Annotated in this window: 14 protein-coding genes and 1 pseudogene; 6 read left to right on the top strand and 9 right to left on the bottom strand. The window is 73.9% G+C overall.

Annotated elements, in window-relative coordinates; translation table 11 throughout:
- Positions 1–84 precede the first annotated feature (84 nt).
- From DDQ41_RS27850 to DDQ41_RS27835, 4 genes and pseudogenes are all read right to left on the bottom strand, one after another.
- Positions 85–910, bottom strand: a pseudogene (locus tag DDQ41_RS27850) (hypothetical protein); the annotation flags it as partial.
- Complete coding sequence (locus DDQ41_RS27845) at positions 907–1,206, bottom strand: antibiotic biosynthesis monooxygenase (RefSeq protein WP_109296933.1); 300 nt, start codon at positions 1,204–1,206, stop codon at positions 907–909. The gene DDQ41_RS27845 and the pseudogene DDQ41_RS27850, both read right to left, overlap by 4 nt.
- Positions 1,207–1,493: 287 nt before the next feature.
- Positions 1,494–4,046, bottom strand: coding sequence for a SpoIIE family protein phosphatase (locus DDQ41_RS27840; protein ID WP_394342162.1), 2,553 nt, complete (start codon positions 4,044–4,046; stop codon positions 1,494–1,496).
- A gap of 739 nt (positions 4,047–4,785) precedes the next feature.
- The gene (locus tag DDQ41_RS27835) at positions 4,786–5,730 is read right to left on the bottom strand and encodes a beta-ketoacyl-ACP synthase III (protein ID WP_109296932.1); all 945 of its coding nucleotides are present in this window, start codon (positions 5,728–5,730) and stop codon (positions 4,786–4,788) included.
- Positions 5,731–6,233: 503 nt separating this feature from the next.
- On the opposite strand from DDQ41_RS27835, the gene fdhD reads away from it, so the two are divergent.
- Positions 6,234–7,073, top strand: coding sequence for a formate dehydrogenase accessory sulfurtransferase FdhD (gene fdhD / locus DDQ41_RS27830; RefSeq protein ID WP_109296931.1), 840 nt, complete (start codon positions 6,234–6,236; stop codon positions 7,071–7,073).
- Between the two features lie 252 nt (positions 7,074–7,325).
- Here fdhD and DDQ41_RS31490 read toward each other — a convergent pair whose 3' ends face one another.
- The gene (locus tag DDQ41_RS31490) at positions 7,326–7,502 is read right to left on the bottom strand and encodes a hypothetical protein (RefSeq protein ID WP_162602749.1); all 177 of its coding nucleotides are present in this window, start codon (positions 7,500–7,502) and stop codon (positions 7,326–7,328) included.
- Between the two features lie 10 nt (positions 7,503–7,512).
- On the opposite strand from DDQ41_RS31490, the gene DDQ41_RS27825 reads away from it, so the two are divergent.
- From DDQ41_RS27825 to DDQ41_RS27805, 5 genes are all read left to right on the top strand, one after another.
- Positions 7,513–9,312 carry an AMP-dependent synthetase/ligase gene (locus tag DDQ41_RS27825; protein WP_109296930.1) on the top strand — a complete coding sequence of 600 codons (1,800 nt, stop codon included), beginning with the start codon at positions 7,513–7,515 and terminating at the stop codon, positions 9,310–9,312.
- A 342-nt stretch (positions 9,313–9,654) separates the two neighbouring features.
- Entirely contained in the window at positions 9,655–10,491 is an 837-nt protein-coding gene (locus DDQ41_RS27820; protein WP_109296929.1) for an aldo/keto reductase, read from the top strand.
- Between the two features lie 290 nt (positions 10,492–10,781).
- Complete coding sequence (locus tag DDQ41_RS27815) at positions 10,782–11,687, top strand: LysR family transcriptional regulator (protein WP_109296928.1); 906 nt, start codon at positions 10,782–10,784, stop codon at positions 11,685–11,687.
- Between the two features lie 238 nt (positions 11,688–11,925).
- Positions 11,926–12,498, top strand: a complete 573-nt coding sequence (locus DDQ41_RS27810; protein ID WP_109296927.1) for a cysteine dioxygenase family protein — start codon at positions 11,926–11,928, stop codon at positions 12,496–12,498.
- The gene (locus DDQ41_RS27805) at positions 12,495–13,541 is read left to right on the top strand and encodes a YeiH family protein (protein WP_109296926.1); all 1,047 of its coding nucleotides are present in this window, start codon (positions 12,495–12,497) and stop codon (positions 13,539–13,541) included. Before DDQ41_RS27810 ends, DDQ41_RS27805 begins: the two co-directional genes overlap by 4 nt.
- 176 nt (positions 13,542–13,717) lie before the next feature.
- Here DDQ41_RS27805 and DDQ41_RS27800 read toward each other — a convergent pair whose 3' ends face one another.
- From DDQ41_RS27800 to DDQ41_RS27785, 4 genes are all read right to left on the bottom strand, one after another.
- Positions 13,718–14,023 (bottom strand): 4a-hydroxytetrahydrobiopterin dehydratase, encoded by a 306-nt coding sequence (locus tag DDQ41_RS27800; protein WP_109296925.1) that lies wholly within the window; start codon positions 14,021–14,023, stop codon positions 13,718–13,720.
- A gap of 1,298 nt (positions 14,024–15,321) precedes the next feature.
- Entirely contained in the window at positions 15,322–15,486 is a 165-nt protein-coding gene (locus tag DDQ41_RS31805; RefSeq protein WP_167450287.1) for a hypothetical protein, read from the bottom strand.
- Between the two features lie 91 nt (positions 15,487–15,577).
- Positions 15,578–15,922, bottom strand: a complete 345-nt coding sequence (locus tag DDQ41_RS27790; protein WP_109296924.1) for a hypothetical protein — start codon at positions 15,920–15,922, stop codon at positions 15,578–15,580.
- 315 nt (positions 15,923–16,237) lie between these two features.
- Positions 16,238–18,391, bottom strand: coding sequence for an alkaline phosphatase family protein (locus tag DDQ41_RS27785; protein ID WP_109297980.1), 2,154 nt, complete (start codon positions 18,389–18,391; stop codon positions 16,238–16,240).
- Positions 18,392–18,444: the final 53 nt, after the last annotated feature.

Raw genomic sequence — 18,444 nt, 5'->3', positions numbered from 1 at the left:
GGCTCGTCCGCCGCCGTCGGGCCGGAGGGTCCGGTGAGGACCAGGCCGGACGGATCGGGCCTGGCGGATCGGGCCTGGCGGATCGGGCCGGGAGAACGGGTGGTCGCTCAGGTGCAGGGTCCCACCGATCACCCCGGCGGCGGGGCCGAGTTCACCCGGCGTGACGGGGAGGTCGCCGGTGGCAGGCGGCAGCGACCGCCGGGAGACCCGGGTGCGGACGCCGGCGTACGGGACGGGCCGGGGCCGGTGACGCCACCGATCACCGGCATGCCGGAGTTGCGGAAGCCGGCCGGGGCGGCGAGGTCCCGGCCGACGCCGTGGGGCCCTCGCGGATCAGGTCGCGGGCGGTGACGTCGGCGTAGGCGACTCGGCGTAGGCGACTCGGCGTAGGCAGCTCGGCGGCGGTGAGCCTGCCCGACGCCTCCAGCAGCGCGGCGAGTTCGGGTGACCGTCCGGGTGCGGGCCGCCTCCTCCGCGTCGCGGGCGAGCGCCGCGCCGCTGAAGTGGGCTTTCGCAGTTCGGCGGCCATGGCGAGGACCTGCTCGAACACGGCGACCGTCCCTCGCGGACGCCATCGGGTGGTCGCGGTGGCGGAGAACCCCCGGTCCGGCGCCGGTGACGGCGACGTCCGCGGAGGCGGCGCCGATGCCGACGCCCGGGAAGCGCAAGGGCCGACGCCGGGAAGGAGCGGTGTGGGGGCGAGCCGGCTGTCGTGGGAGCGGCGGCCCACTCGGGAGGCGGCCGGGCCGGCGACCGGTCCGGTCCCGGGCAGCCGGTCTGTACCGACCGCGAGCCCGGAGCGGGACCCGTCCGCCCGGTCGCCGAGCCGGGCACCGGAGTTGGGGCCGCCATCGCGCGACAGCACGAGCGGTCGCACCTGATGGACGCCGGCGGGTCGTACCGCCGTCAGGTCTCCACGTGGCCGAAGCCCACTTCGTAGCGATCGACGGAGACGATCCGCTGGCCCTCCCTGCGGGCCGTGTCCACGCGGATCCGGTCGGCATTCTCCTCGCTCGCCCTCATGGTCTCCTCGTCCTCCCACAGGGTCAGCGAGACGGCCTTCCCCGTGGCCCGGTCGACGAGCCAGTACACCCCGAGGAAGCCGGGAAGTCCCCGGACCTGCTGGACGATCGTCTCCGCGTGCGCGGACAGATCGCCCTCGGGCGGCACCGGCGACCCCTCGTACCTGCTCAGTCTCGCGAACATCGCAGCTTCCCTTCCTCCGCGGCCCCTGGCCGGGCGGTAGGCAGCCCCAGGACCAGGGTGCCCCGTCCTCCGCCCGCCCGCACGCCACGGCCCGCCCGGTCTCGCCCCGCGACGGCCGAACCCGCCCCGTCCGAGCCCGGGGGCCGGGGCATGCGGTCCGGAACCGGGCCCGGGCGAGGACTGCGGCCGGGGCGGGGGTCGGCGCAGTGGCCGGGCGGGGGTCTGCGGCCGGGTGGCAGACCCCCGCGACCCGTGGCGACACCGGCCGCGGAGCCGCGGCACCGCGGTCACCACCGGCCCGGGCCCGCCAGGGCACGGTCGGCCCCCGGGCCCGACCAGCGGGCGGTGAGCAGCAGGGCGATGTCGTCCGGCCGGTCCGTGGCCTGGCGCGCCTCCCGGATCAGCCGGTCTGCGGTCTCGGCGATCGTGATGCCGCCGACCGCGGCGAGGGCGGCACGCAGCCTCTCGACTCCGGCGTCGATGTCGGAACCCGCCTCCTCGATCAGCCCGTCGGTGAAGAGGGCCAGCACCGCGCCGGGCTCGAGGGCGAGTTCGGAGACCGGATAGTGCTCCTGCGAGGCGACTCCGAGCATCAGCCCGCCGGACAGGTCGAGCACCTCCGTCGTGCCGTCGGGCCTGCGAAGCAGCGGCTGGGGATGTCCGGCGCGCACGGCCTGGGCGGTGCCGCTGTCCGGGTCGAGCAGTACGTAGCAGCAGGTGGCGAACTGCGCCGGGTCGAGGTCGATGAGAAGCCGGTTGGTGCCGCTCATCACCTCGTCGGGTTCGCGGTCGGCGAGGGCGAACGCCCTTACCGCGCTGCGCAGCTGGCCCATGATGGCGGCGGCGGGCACCCCGTGCCCCTGGACGTCGCCGATGACGAGGGCGAGGCCGCGGTCCGTCTCGATGACGTCGTACCAGTCGCCGCCCACGTCCAAGCCCTGGGTGCCCGGGAGATAGCGGCCGACGGTCTCCACGTCCCCGACGACGGGCAGCCGGTGCGGCAGCAGCGCGTCCTGGAGGCCCCGGGCGAGCGCGAACTCGCTGTCGTAGCGCTGGGCGCGTTCGAGGGCCTGCGCGATGAGCCCGGCGAGGGCGGTGAGGACGGTGCGCTCCTCGGGGGCGAATCCCCGCGGGTGGTCGAAGCCCAGGATGCAGGAGCCGACGGGCCGGCCGGAGGCTATCAGCGGCAGGAAGGCGCGGGCGCCGACGGATGCGTCGATCGCGAGCCCGGGATAGGCCGCGGCGAGCATGTCCATCGACTCGAAGAAGATGGGGCGGCCTGTGGTCAGGGTCTCCACGCCGGGGATACGCGCGTCGAGCCCTACCCCCTCGAACGGCGCGAGGAATCCCGCCGGGAAGCCGGTCTCCCAGGCGAGATGGAGATGGCGTTCGTGGAGGACGTAGATGGCCAGCTGCCGGCCGCCGAACGCGGGCAGCAGCTCCTCGGTGACGACCTCCGAGACCTGGCGCGCGGTGACGGCCTCCGTGAGGGCGATGGCGAGGGCGACCGGCCGGTACAGGGCACTGGAACGGTCGGTGGCCGAGGCGAAGGTGCCCGGTGCGGCGCCGGGGAAGCTGATCGGGCCCGGTGCGTGGTCGGGGTGTTCGGCCGCGGCGACCGTCCCCGTCACCCCCTCCCGGCCCGGGAAGAGGGAGACGGTGACCCAGTCGTCCTTCTCGCGGTCGGCCCGGAACCGGACGGGGGTGCGCGCGAGCAGGGCCGCACGGTACTGGTCCCAGTAGCCGGCGCGGTCGAGCCAGGGCACGGCCTCCCACAGCACCCGGCCGACGAGCAGGTCGCGGGGCGTCCCGATCAGTTCCGCCGCGCTGTGGTTGACGTAGGTGATGCGGCAGGAGAGGTCGAGGGAGAAGAGCCCGTCGGGAAGCCGGTCACCGGCCTCCCCGAAGACCACTCCGGAGCCGAGGTCGACGACCGACCCGGAGACGCGGCGCGTCCCGATGCCGCGGGACGAGCGGACCGGACGGCCGGTCAGTTCCACCAGAAACGGCGGGGCGCCGTCCCGGCGGATCCGGAGCCTGCGCGCGACGGCCCGGCCGGTCCGGCCTGCCTCCCTGGCCACGGCGTACAGCTGGTAGGCGTCCTCGGGCGCGACATGGGCGGTGAGCGCTTCGATGGTGCCGGGGAAGTCGGCGGGGTCGGCGCCGAGGATGGTGCAGAGCTCCTCGTCGGCGCTCAGCGCTCCGCTTCCGAGGTCCCAGTCGAACACGCCGATGCGCACGGGGCGCGCGTTCGAATCGGGGACCTGGACGGCGAAGGGCTCCCCGTCCCAGCGGATGGGGGTCCCGTCGTGGTGGAGTTCGCCGAGGGCGACGGCGAGCCGGCTTCCCGCGTCGCCGAAGCGCGCCTGGTCGGCCTCGGCGACCGGTTGTCCGCAGGTGGCGGGGCGCAGGGCCGCGAGGACACCGAAGCGCTCTTCACCGCTGGTGACCGGTGCGTAGAGGGAACTCAGGGAGAACGGCAGACCTGCCATGAGCTGAGGAAAGCGCTGCATGGCCTCCTCGCCGTCGGCGAGGTGGATGACCTGGGAGCGGCGGTAGCACTCCGCCACCGGGAAGGGCCTGTTGACGTGCATTCGCCACCACGGGCGCATCAGTTCGGCAGGCAGCCCGACGGCCACGGCCAGGCGCAGCAGACCCGACGTTCCCGACCGCAGATACACCCCGCCGGCATGGCCCCCTACCGCGCCGATCGAATGGACCGCGGCCTCGGCGAGCACCAGTCCGAGCTCGTCCAGGGGGTGGACCGCGCCACCGCTCGTCTCGCGCTGCGACCCGCGCTCCGTGCGCGCGCCGGGCCTGGCCGCGCCGTGCCAGGTCACATAGACAAGGATGCGGCAGAGCCCGGGTAGTGCGCACCTCCGGCCGCGAAACGCGGACGGGCCGCGCACAACGGCGTCGGCAGGGGGCGGCAGACGCGACAGCGCGGGGAGCGGACGCTCGGGGAAGGGCGGCGCTGGGAACGGCGGCGCTGGGAACGGCACGCCCACCCGATTCCAGCGCTGGGAACGGGTGGGCGTGTGAGCACGGTCAGGACGCCCGGCGGCGTACGCGGGCGCGGGCGCCGGAACACGGGCCGCGCCGCACCGGCGTGCGGGCTCCCCCGTACGCCCGGTCTCACCACCCGGGGTCGGCCGGGGCCAGCAGCCGGCGCGGGACGAGGATCGCGGGTACCCCGCACCGGCGGGCCCCTGAGGCCTGGGGCCAGGGGCCCCACCGGTGCGGGGGTCCAGGGAGCGGGGTCGGGGTGGGGGATGGGATACGGGGCCAGGGTTCAGGGGCCAAGGGCCAAGGGCCAAGGGCCAAGGGCCAAGGGCCAAGGGCCAAGGGCAAGATGCTGCACTCTGGGGGCGTCGGCGGCTCTTCAGTGGTGCGCAGTCCGAAGACGACCGGACACTGAAGACACCGACGACTGAACACTGACCACCGGACACCGACGACCGGACACCGACGACCGAGCGCTTACGGCCGACCGCGGACAGGTGACAGGTGACAGGTGACAGGTGACAGGTGACAGGTGACAGGTGACAGAAAGTGTCAGATGTCATCTGTCAGCGTCAATCAGGGGCAGCGGATGACCTGCCCCGCATACGACAGGTTGCCGCCGAATCCGAAGAGGAGCACGGGCGCTCCGGACGCCACCTCGCCGCGTTCGACGAGACGGGACAGGGCCATGGGAATCGAGGCAGCCGACGTGTTCCCGGACTCCACGACGTCACGGGCCACTACGGCGTTCACCGCACCGATCCGTTCCGCGACGGGCTCGATGATCCGAAGGTTCGCCTGGTGCAGCACCACGGCCGCGAGGTCCTCGGGCGCGACCGACGCCCGTTCGCAGACCCCGCGCGCGATGGACGGGAGCCGGGTGGTCGCCCAGCGGTAGACGGACTGGCCCTCCTGCGCGAACCGGGGCGGGGTGCCCTCGATCCTCACCGCGTGCCCCATCTCCGGGACCGACCCCCACAGCACCGGGCCGATTCCCGCGTCGCGTTCGTCGCACGCCTCGACGACCGCGGCTCCGGCCCCGTCGCCGACCAGGACGCAGGTGGTGCGGTCGGTCCAGTCGGTGACGGCGGACATCTTGTCGGCGCCGATGACGAGTGCGCGGACTGCGGAGCCGGCCCGGATCGCGTGGTCGGCGGTGGCGAGAGCGTGGGTGAAGCCCGCGCAGACGACGTTGAGGTCCATGACCGCCGGGGAGGCCATCCCGAGCCGGGCGGCCACCCGGGCCGCGGTGTTCGGGGAGCGGTCGGTCGCGGTGGAGGTGGCGACGAGGACGAGGTCGATGTCGCCGGAGGTGAGTCCGGCCGCGGCCAGGGCCTTGCCGGCGGCGTGGGCGGCCAGTTCGTCCACCGGTTCGTCGGGGCCCGCGATATGACGCGTGCGGATGCCGACCCTGCTGGTGATCCATTCGTCGCTGGTGTCGACGATCCGCGCCAACTCGTCGTTGGTGAGTACCCGGGCGGGCCGATGGTGCCCGAGCGCGGCGATACGAGTGCCGGTCATTGCCCGGGCACCCCCTTCGTGTCGAGGTCAGGAACCATCCAGTCTGGTCAGCGGCGGGCGGGCACGAGGGCAGCCGAACCCACAGGATTCACCCGCTCGTGTTGGAGGCTCCACCCAGTCGGCGCCTACGGGCCGGTTGGGTGGAGCCTCGTCGGCGCCCCTGCTCGCGCCCGCCCGTGCGGAGACCGAGGCCGATCCCGGCGGGAATGCGTCGGCTGCGGACCTCGTCCCGACCGGGCGCGTCGGCTGCGGACCTCGTCCCGACCGGGCGCGTCGGCTGCGGACCTCGTCCCGGCGGGGCGCGGCATCGGGACGGCACCGGCGGCCACCGCTCGCGCCGGACGGGTGCAGCGCGCGGCGGACCGTGCAGGACTCGGCGGACCGTGCCGGGACTCGGCGGACCGTGCAGGACAATGACATCGTCGAGCACGCCTCGCCGCACCTGCCCGAGGCGGTGCGCGCTACCGCGCACGTTCCCACGCACACAGTCGGGGCTGATCACCATGGGACGCGTCACCGAGCGCCGCCGCACCATCCGGATCAGGGACGGAGCGGCCACCGCCAGGCCGGACACCCTGGTCGCCGAGGAGCCGCTGGAGATCCGGCTGAACGGCCGTCCGCTGGCGATCACCATGCGGACGCCGGGCGACGACTTCGCGCTCGCGGCGGGTTTCCTGGTCAGCGAGGGGGTCGTCGGCTCGGCGTCGGAGCTGCGGTCGATCGTGTACTGCGCCGGCGCCCGGGACGACGGCACCAACACCTACAACGTCGTCGACGTGCGGCTCGCGCCCGGCGTCCCGGTCCCCGACATCACGCTCGAGCGCAACGTCTACACCACGTCGTCGTGCGGACTGTGCGGCAAGGCCAGTCTCGACGCGGTACGCACCAGCACCCGCTTCCCCGTCGCCGACGCGCCCCCCGTCCGGATCGGGCCCGGACTGCTCTCCGGCCTCCCCGACCGGCTGCGCGCCGCGCAGCGGGTCTTCGACCGCACCGGGGGCCTGCACGCCGCGGCGCTCTTCTCGGAGAAGGGCGAGCTGCTCGACGTACGGGAGGACGTCGGCCGGCACAACGCCGTGGACAAGCTGATCGGCCGCGCGGTGCGCGAGGACCTGCTGCCGCTGTCGCGGGTGATCCTGCTGGTGTCGGGGCGGGCGTCGTTCGAGCTGGCGCAGAAGGCGGTGATGGCGGGGATCCCGGTGCTCGCGGCGGTTTCCGCACCGTCCTCGCTGGCCGTCGACCTCGCGGCCGAGAGCGGGCTGACGCTGGTCGGTTTCCTCCGGGGCCCGGACATGAACGTGTACGCGGGTGAGGAACGGATCGCCCTCCGCTCGGAGGTGTGACAGCCCGGCCCCGGCCCCGAACGCCCGGCACCCGCCAGCGCCACCGGCCACCACCGGCACCGGCACCGGCCACCGGCACAGGCACCGAGCACCGAGCACCGAGCACCGAGCACCGAGCACCGAGCACCGAGCACCGAGCCGGAACACCCCGTCGCCGTCCGCGGACATCCGCAAGACTCCGAACCGGACACAGACGGCGGACCGGGGCGTGCTCACCGCGTACGGAGTCGGGGCGGATTCGCCGAGTACCGCTCACTCCCCGGTCGGGGCCATGCCCACCGCACCGGGTTTGGCCGAATCCGTCGCCCGGCCGGGGTGGACGCGGAATATGCCGGGCTGCTCGGGACTCTCCCGTACGAACGCCTGGTGGGGTACCGTCACCGGCGCTGTGCGGAGCGCCACAAGGAGCAGGTCATTGCGTGATTTCACGGTTCCCCCCTTGGCGACGGCACCCCCTGTCGGCGGGCTGGCGGATGCGGTGTTCGACCACGCCCGGACCGACCCGGACCGGGTTGCTCTCAGCCGGAAGGGCGACGACGGCGAATGGCGTGATGTGACGTCCGCCGCGTTCCGTGACGAGGTGCTCGCGCTCGCCAAGGGGCTGCTCGCGGGGGGCGTGCGGTTCGGCGACCGCGTCGCGATCATGTGCCGTACCCGGTACGAGTGGACGCTCGTCGACTTCGCCCTGTGGGCGGTGGGCGCCCAGTCCGTACCCGTCTACCCCACCTCATCCGCGGAGCAGGTGCTGTGGCTGCTGCAGGACGCGGAGGTCTCGGCCTGTGTGGTCGAACACGAGGACCACGCCATGACGGTCGGCTCGGTCATCGACCGGCTTCCGCGCCTGAAGCGGCTGTGGCAGCTCGACAAGGGGGCGGTCGGCGACCTCGTCGCCGCGGGCGCGCACATCGACGACGAGGTGGTGCACCGCCACCGCAGGGCCGTGACCCCGGAGTGTGTCGCCACGGTGGTCTACACCTCGGGCACCACCGGCCGCCCCCGAGGGTGCGTGATCACCCACGCCAACTTCATGTACGAGGCCGGGACACTCGTCGGCCGCTGGGAGCCCGTGTTCCGTTCCGGGCCGGGAGACGAGGCGGCGACGCTGCTCTTCCTGCCGCTCGCGCACGTCTTCGGCCGGATGGTGGAGGTCGCCGCGATCCTGGGCCGGGTCAAGCTGGGCCACCAGCCGCTGCTCGAGGCCGGCGCCCTGATGTCCGGTCTCGCCTCGTTCCGTCCGACCTTCGTCCTGGCCGTCCCGGACGTCTTCGAGAAGGTCCTCAGCGCCGCCCGGCGCACGGCGGAGGCCGCGGGGAAGGCCGGGGTGTTCGACAGGGCCGTCGATGTGGCGGTGCGGTACGCCGAGGCCGTGGAGGACCGGGCGTTCGGTCTCGGCCCCGGCCCGTCGGCGGGTCTGCGCCTGCAGCACCAGTTCTTCGAGAAGGCCGTCTACGCGAGGGTCCGCGAGGCGGTGGGCGGCCGGTTGCGGCACGCGATGTCAGGCGGTTCGGCCATGGACCGCGGGCTCGGGCTGTTCTTCGCGGGCGCCGGTATCACGATCTTCGAGGGCTTCGGGCTGACGGAGTCCTCCGCCGCGGTCACCGCCAATCCCCCGGAGCGCACCAGGTACGGCACGGTCGGGCAGCCGATCCCCGGGACGACGGTGCGCATCGCCGAGGACGGCGAGGTCTGGCTGCACGGTCCGCAGGTGTTCTCCGGCTATCTCAACGACCCCGAGGCGACCAGGGCCGTCCTCAGGAACGGCTGGCTGGCCACCGGGGATCTGGGGGTGCTGGACGAGGACGGCTATCTGACCATCACCGGCCGGAAGAAGGAGGTCCTGGTGACGTCGGGCGGCAAGACGGTGTCCCCGGTCGGGCTGGAGGAGCGGGTACGGGCGCATCCGCTGGTGGCCCAGTGCCTGGTCGTCGGCAACGACCGCCCCTACATCGCGGCGCTGGTCACGGTGGACCGGGAAGCCGTGGAGCACTGGCTCATGATGCGGGACCGGCCGCCGATGAAGCCGGTGGACCTGGTGCGCGACCCGGACCTGGAGCGGGAGGTACGGCGGGCGGTGGTGGCCGCCAACGCCCTGGTGTCCCAGGCCGAGTCCATTCGCACGTTCCGGATACTGGCGCATCCGTTCAGCGAGGAGCACGGATTGCTGACGCCGTCGCTGAAGCTGAGGCGGAAGGCGATCGAGACGGCGTACGCGGGCGAGGTGGACGCGCTGTACCGCTGAGGCGCGCCCGATCAGGGGCGCTGTGCGGGACGCCGGGCGGCGTCCGCTGCGCCTGGCGCGGCCCGGCCCCGGCGGCCCGGCCCCGGCGGCGGGGTGACGGAGGCCCGTGGCGGGGGGACGGACCCCGACGGTGCGGGACCGGCCTCGGGCGTTCACGTTCATGTACCACGTTCAGACCCGTGCAGTAGGGTCGCGGCAGGCGGGCCGCCGGGCAGCGGCTCGGTCCGGTTCCGCGTCGGGAGGCGGCCGGAGCGAGGACCGTTTCCGCCGTCGGGAATGCGTCTGCCGGACCGATCGTTGAGACTGAGAGCAACACCCGACCGACGTAAGGATCGACCGCTCGTGAGCAAGGTCCCCTCCATCACCCTCAGCAACGGCGTCGCCATGCCGCAGATCGGCTTCGGCGTGTGGCAGGTGCCGGACGACGAGGCGGCGAAGGCCGTCGGCACGGCCCTGGAGGCCGGTTACCGCAGCATCGACACGGCAGCCGTGTACGAGAACGAGCGGGGGACCGGGGCGGCCGTCACGTCCTCCGGGATCCCCCGCGAGGAGCTGTTCGTCACCACCAAGCTCTGGAACAGCGACCAGGGCTACGACGCGACGCTCCGCGCCTTCGACGCCTCCCTCTCCCGGCTCGGCCTCGACTACGTGGACCTCTACCTGATCCACTGGCCGATGCCTGCCCGGAATACGTACGTGGACACCTACAAGGCGTTCGAGACCATCCTCGCCGAAGGCCGCGCCCGGGCCATCGGCGTCTCCAACTTCCTTCCCCAGCATCTGGAGCGGCTGCTCGGCGAGACCTCGGCCGTCCCGGCGGTGAACCAGATCGAGCTGCACCCGCAGCTGCAGCAGGCGGAGTCGCGGGCCTTCCACACCAAGCACGGCATCGCCACCGAGGCGTGGTCGCCGCTGGGTTCGGGCCGCGGACTGCTGGAGGTCCCGACGATCGTGGCGGTCGCGCAGAAGCACGGGAAGACCCCGGCGCAGGTCGTGCTCCGCTGGCAGGTGCAGCTCGGCAACGTGGTGATCCCCAAGTCCGTGACACCGTCGCGGATCCGGGAGAACATCGACGTCTTCGGCTTCGAACTGGACGATGACGACCTCGCTGCCTTCGCGGCTCTGGACGAGGGCCGGCGCCTCGGCCCCGACCCGGCGACGTTCGACATGGGCGCCTGACGCACCGGCGCCACGCCTGGTCCGGGCCGGGCGCGGCCGCCGTGCAGGCGGCCGCGCCGCGGTGCCGCCCACCGCTGCTTTATCCGCCGCTGCACCATCCGTCGCCGTGCCACCCGCCCGCCACCCCGCCACGGGTTCCCGCCGTCACGAGGGGCGCCGGAGGCGAACACCCTTCGCCCGCGCCCCCGTTGTCCCGCCCGTACGGGCGCGCCGTCCCCCGCGGAGCCCAAATCGGCGCGGGGCGAAGGGTGTTCGCCTACGGGGCCCCAAAATCTGCTTATGCTTCTGCGGTGTTCGATTCCCGGTACATCAGGACTTTCCACGAGGTGGTCAGGACCGGCTCGTACTCGGCAGCCGCCCGATCGCTCGGCTACACCCAGCCCGCAGTCAGCCAGCAGATGAAGGCGCTGGAGCGGGACGTCGGCACTCCCCTGTTCACCCGGATCGGCCGCGGCATCAGGCTCACGGAGGCCGGAGAGGCGCTGACCCGGCACACGGGCACGATCCTCGACAGCCTCGCGGCGGCGCAGCAGCAGATCGACGCCATCACCCGACTGCGCGCCGGAAGGGTTCGTGTGAGCGCGTTCCCCAGCGCCTGTGCGACCCTCATCCCGGAGATGATGGCCTCCGTCGCGGCCGAGCATCCGGGCATCCGTATCGAGCTGACCGAGAGCGAACCACCGGAGTCCCTGAGGCTGGTCGCCCGGGGCAACTGCGACATCGCCCTGTCCTTCAGCTACCCGGGCCACACCGCCGAAGTCCCGGAAGAGCTGGCCGCCGAGCCGCTGCTGGAGGATCCCCTCACGGTGCTGCTGCCGTCCGGGCACCCGCTGGCGAGGCGGCGGGCCGTGCGGCTGGCGGATCTCGCCGGCGAGCGCTGGATAGCGGGGTGCCTGCGCTGCCGGGCCAACTTCCTGCACGCCTGTGCGGAGGAGGGCTTCGCCCCGGACATCGCCTGCACCACCGACGACAACCTGGTCATGCAGAGCCTCGTGGCGTCGGGGGTGGGCATCGCCATGGTGCCGCAACTCGTGCTGTCGTTCCTGTGCCACGGCAAGGTCACGGGGCGGATCGTGGAACCGCACACCCGCCGCCGGGTCGGCGCGTATGTGCTCCGGGAGCAGTTGCGCGTCCCCGCCGTCGCACTGGTGCTGGACCGGCTCGTCGCGGTGGCCCAGCGCCGGATCGGCTGCTGAGCCCCGGGGCCGTCCGGCCCTCACGCCCGGCCCTCACGCCCGGCCCTCGCACCCGACCCTCACGTCCGGCCCTCGCGCCGGGTGCGCCACAGGTGCCGCGGGTGCCGCAGATGCCGCGGGACCCGGCCGTTCGGGGCTCCTCCTCCCCGTCCGTTTCTCCCCATCCATAAGGGACCGTTGAGGACCCCGCAAGCGATCGTGCCTGGACGCCCCGGAACGAGGGGCGGACGCTGCGGACATGACGACTGCGCACACGGCCACCGCTGCGACCCCCGCGACCCCCGCGACCGCCCGGCTCCGCTCCCTGGTGGCGGAGATACGGGAGACCGTGAACCGCGGCCTCCCTCCCGAGCCCACGGCGTACATGGTGGCGGAGAGGCTCCTGCCGCACCTCGGCAGACCCGATCTGCTCACCGAGGGGCAGTACGAGGGCGACTCCGCCCACTACCGCCAGCACGTCCTGCACGCCGAGCACGACGGCAGCTTCTCCGTAGTGGCCCTGGTCTGGCTGCCCGGCCAGAGCACTCCCGTGCACGACCATGTGTCGTGGTGCGTGACCGGTGTGCACCGGGGCGAGGAGCACGAGCGGCGCTACCGGCTGGTGCCGCAGGGCATGACCGCCCGGCTGGTCGCCGCGCAGGACGTGGTGAACCCGGCGGGGACCGTCGCGGCGTTCGCCCCGCCCGGTGACATCCACCTCGTCCGCAACGCCGGCACCGGCAAGGCCGTGTCCCTGCACGTGTACGGTGCCGACGTCGTCCGCCTCGGCACCAGCGTCCGGCGCGTCTACGACCTGCCAGCGGACCGGTGACGGCCCTCACGGGCCCCGGTTCCCGGCTCGTCACCGCCCGGAAGCGGCCTGCGGGTCCCGCCGGACCGGTTCCCGGGCTGGTGCTCGCCGCGGCCGGGGTGCTGGCGGCCTGGCTGGCACACCGTGCCGTGCCCGGTCTCCCGATGCTCACCGCGGCCGTCGTCCTGGGTGTCGCCGCCGCACACACGCCGTGGCTGGCCGCACGGGTACGCGGCAGTTGCCGCGGCGGCCTGTCGCTGGCCGCGAAACGCCTGATGCGGGCCGGGATCGTGCTGCTCGGTCTCAAACTGAGCCTCGCGGACGTACTGGGGCTGGGATGGGCGACGGTCGTGATGGTGCTGGCCGTCGTCGCGGCCACCTTCGGCGGCACCTGGTGGCTCGGGCGGCGGCTGGGGCTGCCGGGCGACCAGCCGCTGCTGATCGCCGCGGGCTACTCCATCTGCGGAGCCTCCGCCATCGGGGCCGTGGGCTCGGTGCAGGACAGCGACGACGAGGACATGGTCACGTCCGTGGCGCTGGTGACGCTCTGCGGCACTCTCGCCATCGCCGTCCTGCCGCTGCTGCACGGGCCGCTCGGCCTCACGGACGCCGAGTTCGGGCGGTGGGTGGGCGCCGGAGTCCACGATGTGGGCCAGGTGGTGGCCACCGCCCAGACCGCCGGACCGGCGGCGCTGGGCGAGGCCGTCATGGTGAAACTCCTCCGGGTGGCGCTGCTGGCGCCGCTGGCCGCCGTGCTCGTCGTCGCGGCCCGGCGCCGCGGCCGCCACGCCGCCGGGTCCGCACGGCCTCCGCTCGTCCCCCTGTTCGTCGTGGGCTTCCTCGCGCTGGTGGTCCTGCGCAGCACGGGGCTGGTGCCGGCGCAGGTCCTCGCCGCGGCCGGTACGGCCCAGGAACTGCTGCTTGCCGCAGCGCTGTTCGGCCTCGGCAGCGCGGTCCATCTGCCGTCCCTGACCCGCACCGGCCCGCGGGTGGCCCTGCTCGGGCTCACCTCATGGGTGCTGATCGCGACTGCGGCGTACGGCGGGGTGCTGCTCACCTCGTGATTCGCGGGAAGACGCCCGGCCCGGCGCCGACCGGCGCCGACGGCCCCGTCCGCTGCCCGTGCGGTGCAGTGCTGCCGTGCGGTGCGGTGCGGTGCATTCAGTGCCGTGTGTACCGTGCGGGCTGCCGGCGTGAAGTGGTCCAGACGGAGCATCAGGCCCTCGTCGTCCGTCGGGGGTCAGCCCGCGCCGTGGCCCGCGGCGGCGCCCTCGACCCGGTGGGCGAGTTCGAAGTCCAGTTCGGTGATCGCGCCGCCTGCGGAGTGCGTGTTCACCGTGAGGTTGACCGTGTTGTACCCGAGGAGCAGATCGGAGTGGTGGTTGAGCTCCTCCTGGATCCGGGCGATGTGGACGACCAGCGCGGTGGCCGCGAAGTGGCCGCCCAGCCGGTAGGTACGGGCGATCCGGTCACCTTCCTGGGACCAGCCCGGCAGTTCGCGCAGCCGGTCCTCGATCTCTTTCTGGGACAGTGGCTCGGTGGGCATGGGCGAGCTCCCTTCGGATGTGTGTGCCGGTGACGTTACGGTTCCGTCTTGGCAACTGTCGCGCCCAACACGGGAGTAGGGGCACTGCTGCGTGGCTGGCGGGAGCGGCGCAGGCCGAGCCGGCTGGGCTGGCGCCGCGCGCCGGCTCCTCCGCCCGTCGCATCGGCTTCGCCGGAACGGGCAGGTCGCGGCTCGGCGAGGGGATGCTCCTGCGGCTGGCCGAGCAGTCGGACGTGCGGGTGCGGGACCGGAACACGCCGCTGCCGGGGACCGGTTGCCCTTCGAGGTTCGGGCGGACACCGTTACGCCCCGGCGATGGACTCGCTGCGAGCGGCTCCTGAGCAGCCGTCGAGCGGCTGCCGAGCGGCTGCCGAGGGGCTACGAGCCGTGTCCCGGCGCTCGTGGTGACGGCACGTTCACGGTCGTCGCGGCGAAGCGGGGCGTCGCGATGCTCCTGGAGGGCCCGCCGGAGCGGTTGCTCACGCCTCCGCTGAACGCGATGCGGACCACCCTGCACCCGGAGGGTCTCGCCCCGCGAATCCGCGATCTGCGTGACTGGTGCGGGCATCCGCAGCGGCGGCCCGGACGGAACGCCAGGTCGCCGCGGTTCGCTCGCGGTCGCTGAGGGAGCGGGGGGAGCTGAGGGGGAAGCTGAGGGAGCTGAGGGAGCCGGGTGTACGACGAGATCGACTCCGACCCGCCGGCGTGCGCTCCCGCGGGGGACGGCCGCCAAGCCGGGGCGCAGGGCACGGAGGAGGTTGCGGCGAGGGCGCGGCGGGGCGCGGCGGGGGAGAATCCGGCGGTGAGGCCGGCGCACGCGTAGCTCGCCTGCCGCTTCGGGTCGAGCACCACGGGAGGGCGCTACCGTACGTCCCGTCGATCTCGACGTTCGACGCGCCGATGGACGTGAACGTCGCGGAGCCGGCCGTCGGGACGCTGCTGCCCGCCGGCCCCGCGACGGTGGACTACCCGCGGTCACTCACGCCGTGAGCCGCCCCGCGCCGCGCCGCGCCGACCACTGGAGGGCGGCGAAGCGGGCGGCGGCCAGCGTCTGGAAGGGGGGTCCCCACGGCACCCGCGGCCGTGGGCTCCAGCCACAGCTCGACCGCGGCGATGCCGAGCGGTGCCCAGAGCGCGTTGACGCCGACGACGAACCCGACGGCGGCCGCGGGCGACCCCGGCCGTGAGGCCAGGAGGGCAGGAGGGCAGGAGGGCGGGTGGCCGATGCCGGCCCGTGGCGCCGTGTGTCCCGTGGTGCCGGGTATCGGATGGGTGGGCCCTGCCCGGCTGCGGCGGAGTCAGTGGGCGTCCTGGGCCCCGCCGTCGCCGCGGCGGGGATCGGAGAGCTCGGGAGGTTCGGGTTCCCGTGCAGCCGCTCCGGGTGCGTGGTGCTCGTCGGGACCGGTGCGGACGACCTCGGCACGGATGAGGGCGTTCACGGCGGCGAGGGGGTCGATGGGCATGGCTGTCTCCTGGCGCTTGACGGGGGATTCGTATGGGGGTGGACGTCAGTGCGGGGCAGGGCGCGGCGAGTTGCCGTCCCCGTACGGGTCCTCAGCAGCGCAGGACCACGGACCTCGTCGCCGGGGGCTGAGGTGGAGCGGCGGATTCGGCGTCGGCGCGGACGTGCGGGCGGGGGCCTTGGCCACCCGCCGTCCCGTCCTCGGGCGGTGCGCAGGCGCGTGCGGTCCGTCTCTCCGCACGGGCCGGCGCGGGCTGTTCCGGGGCGGAGTTGTCCTGCGGTGCCTCTCCCGCCGGATCGGCGGGTGCGGAGGCCGGTGGGCGCTCCGGGCCGGCCGGTTCGGCTGCCGCGGCGCCCGCCCGGGTCCCGAGGACGGCGACGAGCGCCATGAGGACGGCGAGCACGACACGGTCGGCGCAGTGCACGGGTCGGTTCACGGGCACAACCTCCTGGACATGCCAGCTGTGCCCGTGATCCGGCGCCGACGCGCCGCCCACGCCCTGAATGCGCCCTATCGGGCGACGCCCGGTCGGCCGAATCCGCCGCCCGGTTCTCCGCCCTGTCCGCCGTCCTGTCCGCCGTCCGGGGGGTCCGGGAGTCCGGGAGTCCGGGCAGACGTACGCGGGAACGCGGGAACGCGAGTACGCGGGAACGCAGGAACGCAGGAACGCAGGAACGCGGGAACGCGGGAACGCGGGTGAACAGGACCGGATCGCCCCGGTGCGCGGTGACGGTTCCGCACTCCCGCCGGATCAGTCCTTCTGCTCCGGCAGGTCGTGCCCCGCCACGGGAAGAGCTGCCTCCGGCCGGCCCGGAGGCGGGTGGTCCTCCGTCTGACGCAGCGGCACCTGCGGGCCGAAGGGCTCGCCCCGGCACTCGTCCAGCCAGCGCCGCAGTACGGTGTGCACCTGTTCGGCGCCGACCGGCTCGCCACCGCCCGGGACGGGTTCCGACAGTTCGAGCGGCGACAGCAGGAAGGCGTGGGACTGCTCGCCGCCGAGCCCGCCGTGCGAACCGATCTGGGCCTCGAAGGCGTGCACCCGGCCGGTGTCCGGGTCGTACATCGAGTTGACCATGATGTCGGCGGCGTGCGGGAAAGAGTCGGTGCGCCGGACGGCGTCGGCGGCACCCGGCCCGAACACCGCGAGCGGACCCGACCCGTCGAGGCCGGCCAGCGGGATCTCCACGGTCCCGTCCCCGCCCCGGGCGAGCAGCACCGAGCCGTGCCGCTCGCTGCGCACCAGGAGGAAGCCGATGCCGGGATGCCCGGCGAGGGTGTGCAGAAGCGCCGGGTGGCGGCGGTCGATCTCCTCGCGGCTGAGCCGGCCCGGGAGGTCGGGGAAGGAGATGAGGCCGAGGTTCCCCGAGGCGAGCACGATGGGCTCCGGGCCGGGCGAGGGCCGTTCCTCGGCCGCGTCGTCGCCCATCGGCCGGTGCAGCGCGCCGAGCAGCGCGTGCCGGGCGGCGTCCCGCGCTTCCGCGCCGCTCTTGGTACGTCCCGCGCGGCGGGAGACGGGCAGCCCGCAGCCGGCGCGGACGAGGTCCTTCAGGGTCAGCCCGTAGGCGTCCTGGAAGGTCTCGCCGGGGCTCTGGCCGTGGTCGGAGAGGAGGACGATCCGGTAGGTGCGGGGCGCGTGCTCGGCGACCTTCGCCATCAGTGCGACGGCGCGGTCGATCCGCTGGAGGACCTTGGCGGCGTCTCGGCTGTGCGGCCCCGAGTGGTGGGCCACCTCGTCGTAGGCGACGAGGTCGGCGTAGACGGAGGTACGCCCGGCGAGCATGTCGCCCATCACGGCGGCGACCACCACGTCTCGTTCGACGACGGTCGCGAAGGCCCGGATGAAGGGGTAGAGCCCGCCGCGGCGGGTGCGCGGCCGGTCGCCGCGCACCCGGGAGCGGACGGACTGCCCGATCTCGCGGCCGGCCTCCGCCACGAACGACACCGCGGTCCGGACGGCGTTGGCGGGATCGGAGAAGTAGGCGAAGTATCCGGCCCTGGAGCGGTTGGCCCGGCCGCGGCGGGCGGCGGCGGACAGGACAAGTGCGAGCTGCTCGGCGCCGCCGGTGAAGAGGTTCCCCCGGCTGGCCCCGTCGAGGCTGAGGAGCCCGGCGTCCCCGGTCCGCCGGGCGGCGCGGCGCTGGAGTTCGACGGCGCTGGCGGGCCGGTTGCTGACCATGATCCGGCCGGTGTCCTTCTCGTACCAGCGGAAGGCGGGCACGTCGTGGTTCGAGCCGTGCAGGATGCCGAGTTGGCTGGCGCCCGTCTGGCTGGACCAGTCGGTGTGCCAGCGGGTGAGGCGGTGCGAGGTCTCGAGCCATCTCGCGACGGTGGGCATCAGCCCGTCCTTCACGGCCTGGACGAGCACGGCGTGGCCCACGCCGTCGAGTTGCAGGAACACCGTTGCGGGCGGCGTCTCGCCGTCCGCCGGCTGGGCGTGTCTGCCGCGCCTTCGGGTGGCGAGGCGGGACAGCCGCCGGCGGTAGGCGTTGTCGTCGCGGACGGCCAGCGCGGTGGAGGTGGCCGAGGCGACGGCCGACATCACGGCGGCGACCACCACCGCGGTCTCGGGCGCGGCGGCACCGCTCCCGTCGGGGATGAGCCTCAGGGCCAGCAGCAGCAGGGAGCCGTTGAGGAAGAACACCAGCAGGCCCAGCACCAGCGCGGGCACCAGCAGGAACGCGCGTACGACCAGTGGCCAGACCAGTGCGCTGAGCAGGCCGAACGCTCCCGCTCCCCAGGCCGCTGCGACGGCGGTCCAGGTGATGCTCTCGCCGTTGTCCGAACGGAGCTGGAAGTCGGGCAGGATCCCGGCGAGGGCGAGCAGCGTCAGGGTGGACACCGCCCACACCACGACCACCCTCAGCAGCGCTCCCCCGGCGGACCTCCAGCGCCACCCCTCACCCACCCGCGGCAGGCCCACTCACGTCACCTCTCTCGGCTCGCCTGCGTCCAGCGTGT

Source organism: Streptomyces spongiicola (assembly GCF_003122365.1).
Taxonomy (GTDB): Bacteria; Actinomycetota; Actinomycetes; order Streptomycetales; family Streptomycetaceae; genus Streptomyces; species Streptomyces spongiicola.
Note: the sequence above shows the minus strand (reverse complement) of the source record. Positions and strands in the feature narration are given on the sequence as shown.

Bases quoted from the DNA above. Each gene is read 5' to 3' on its own strand.
- DDQ41_RS27845 (WP_109296933.1), bottom strand. From the start codon at position 1,206: ATGTTCGCGAGACTGAGCAGGTACGAGGGGTCGCCGGTGCCGCCCGAG.
- DDQ41_RS27835 (WP_109296932.1), bottom strand. From the start codon at position 5,730: ATGACCGGCACTCGTATCGCCGCGCTCGGGCACCATCGGCCCGCCCGG.
- fdhD (WP_109296931.1), top strand. From the start codon at position 6,234: ATGGGACGCGTCACCGAGCGCCGCCGCACCATCCGGATCAGGGACGGA.
- DDQ41_RS27810 (WP_109296927.1), top strand. From the start codon at position 11,926: ATGACGACTGCGCACACGGCCACCGCTGCGACCCCCGCGACCCCCGCG.
- DDQ41_RS27800 (WP_109296925.1), bottom strand. From the start codon at position 14,023: ATGCCCACCGAGCCACTGTCCCAGAAAGAGATCGAGGACCGGCTGCGC.
- DDQ41_RS31805 (WP_167450287.1), bottom strand. From the start codon at position 15,486: ATGCCCATCGACCCCCTCGCCGCCGTGAACGCCCTCATCCGTGCCGAG.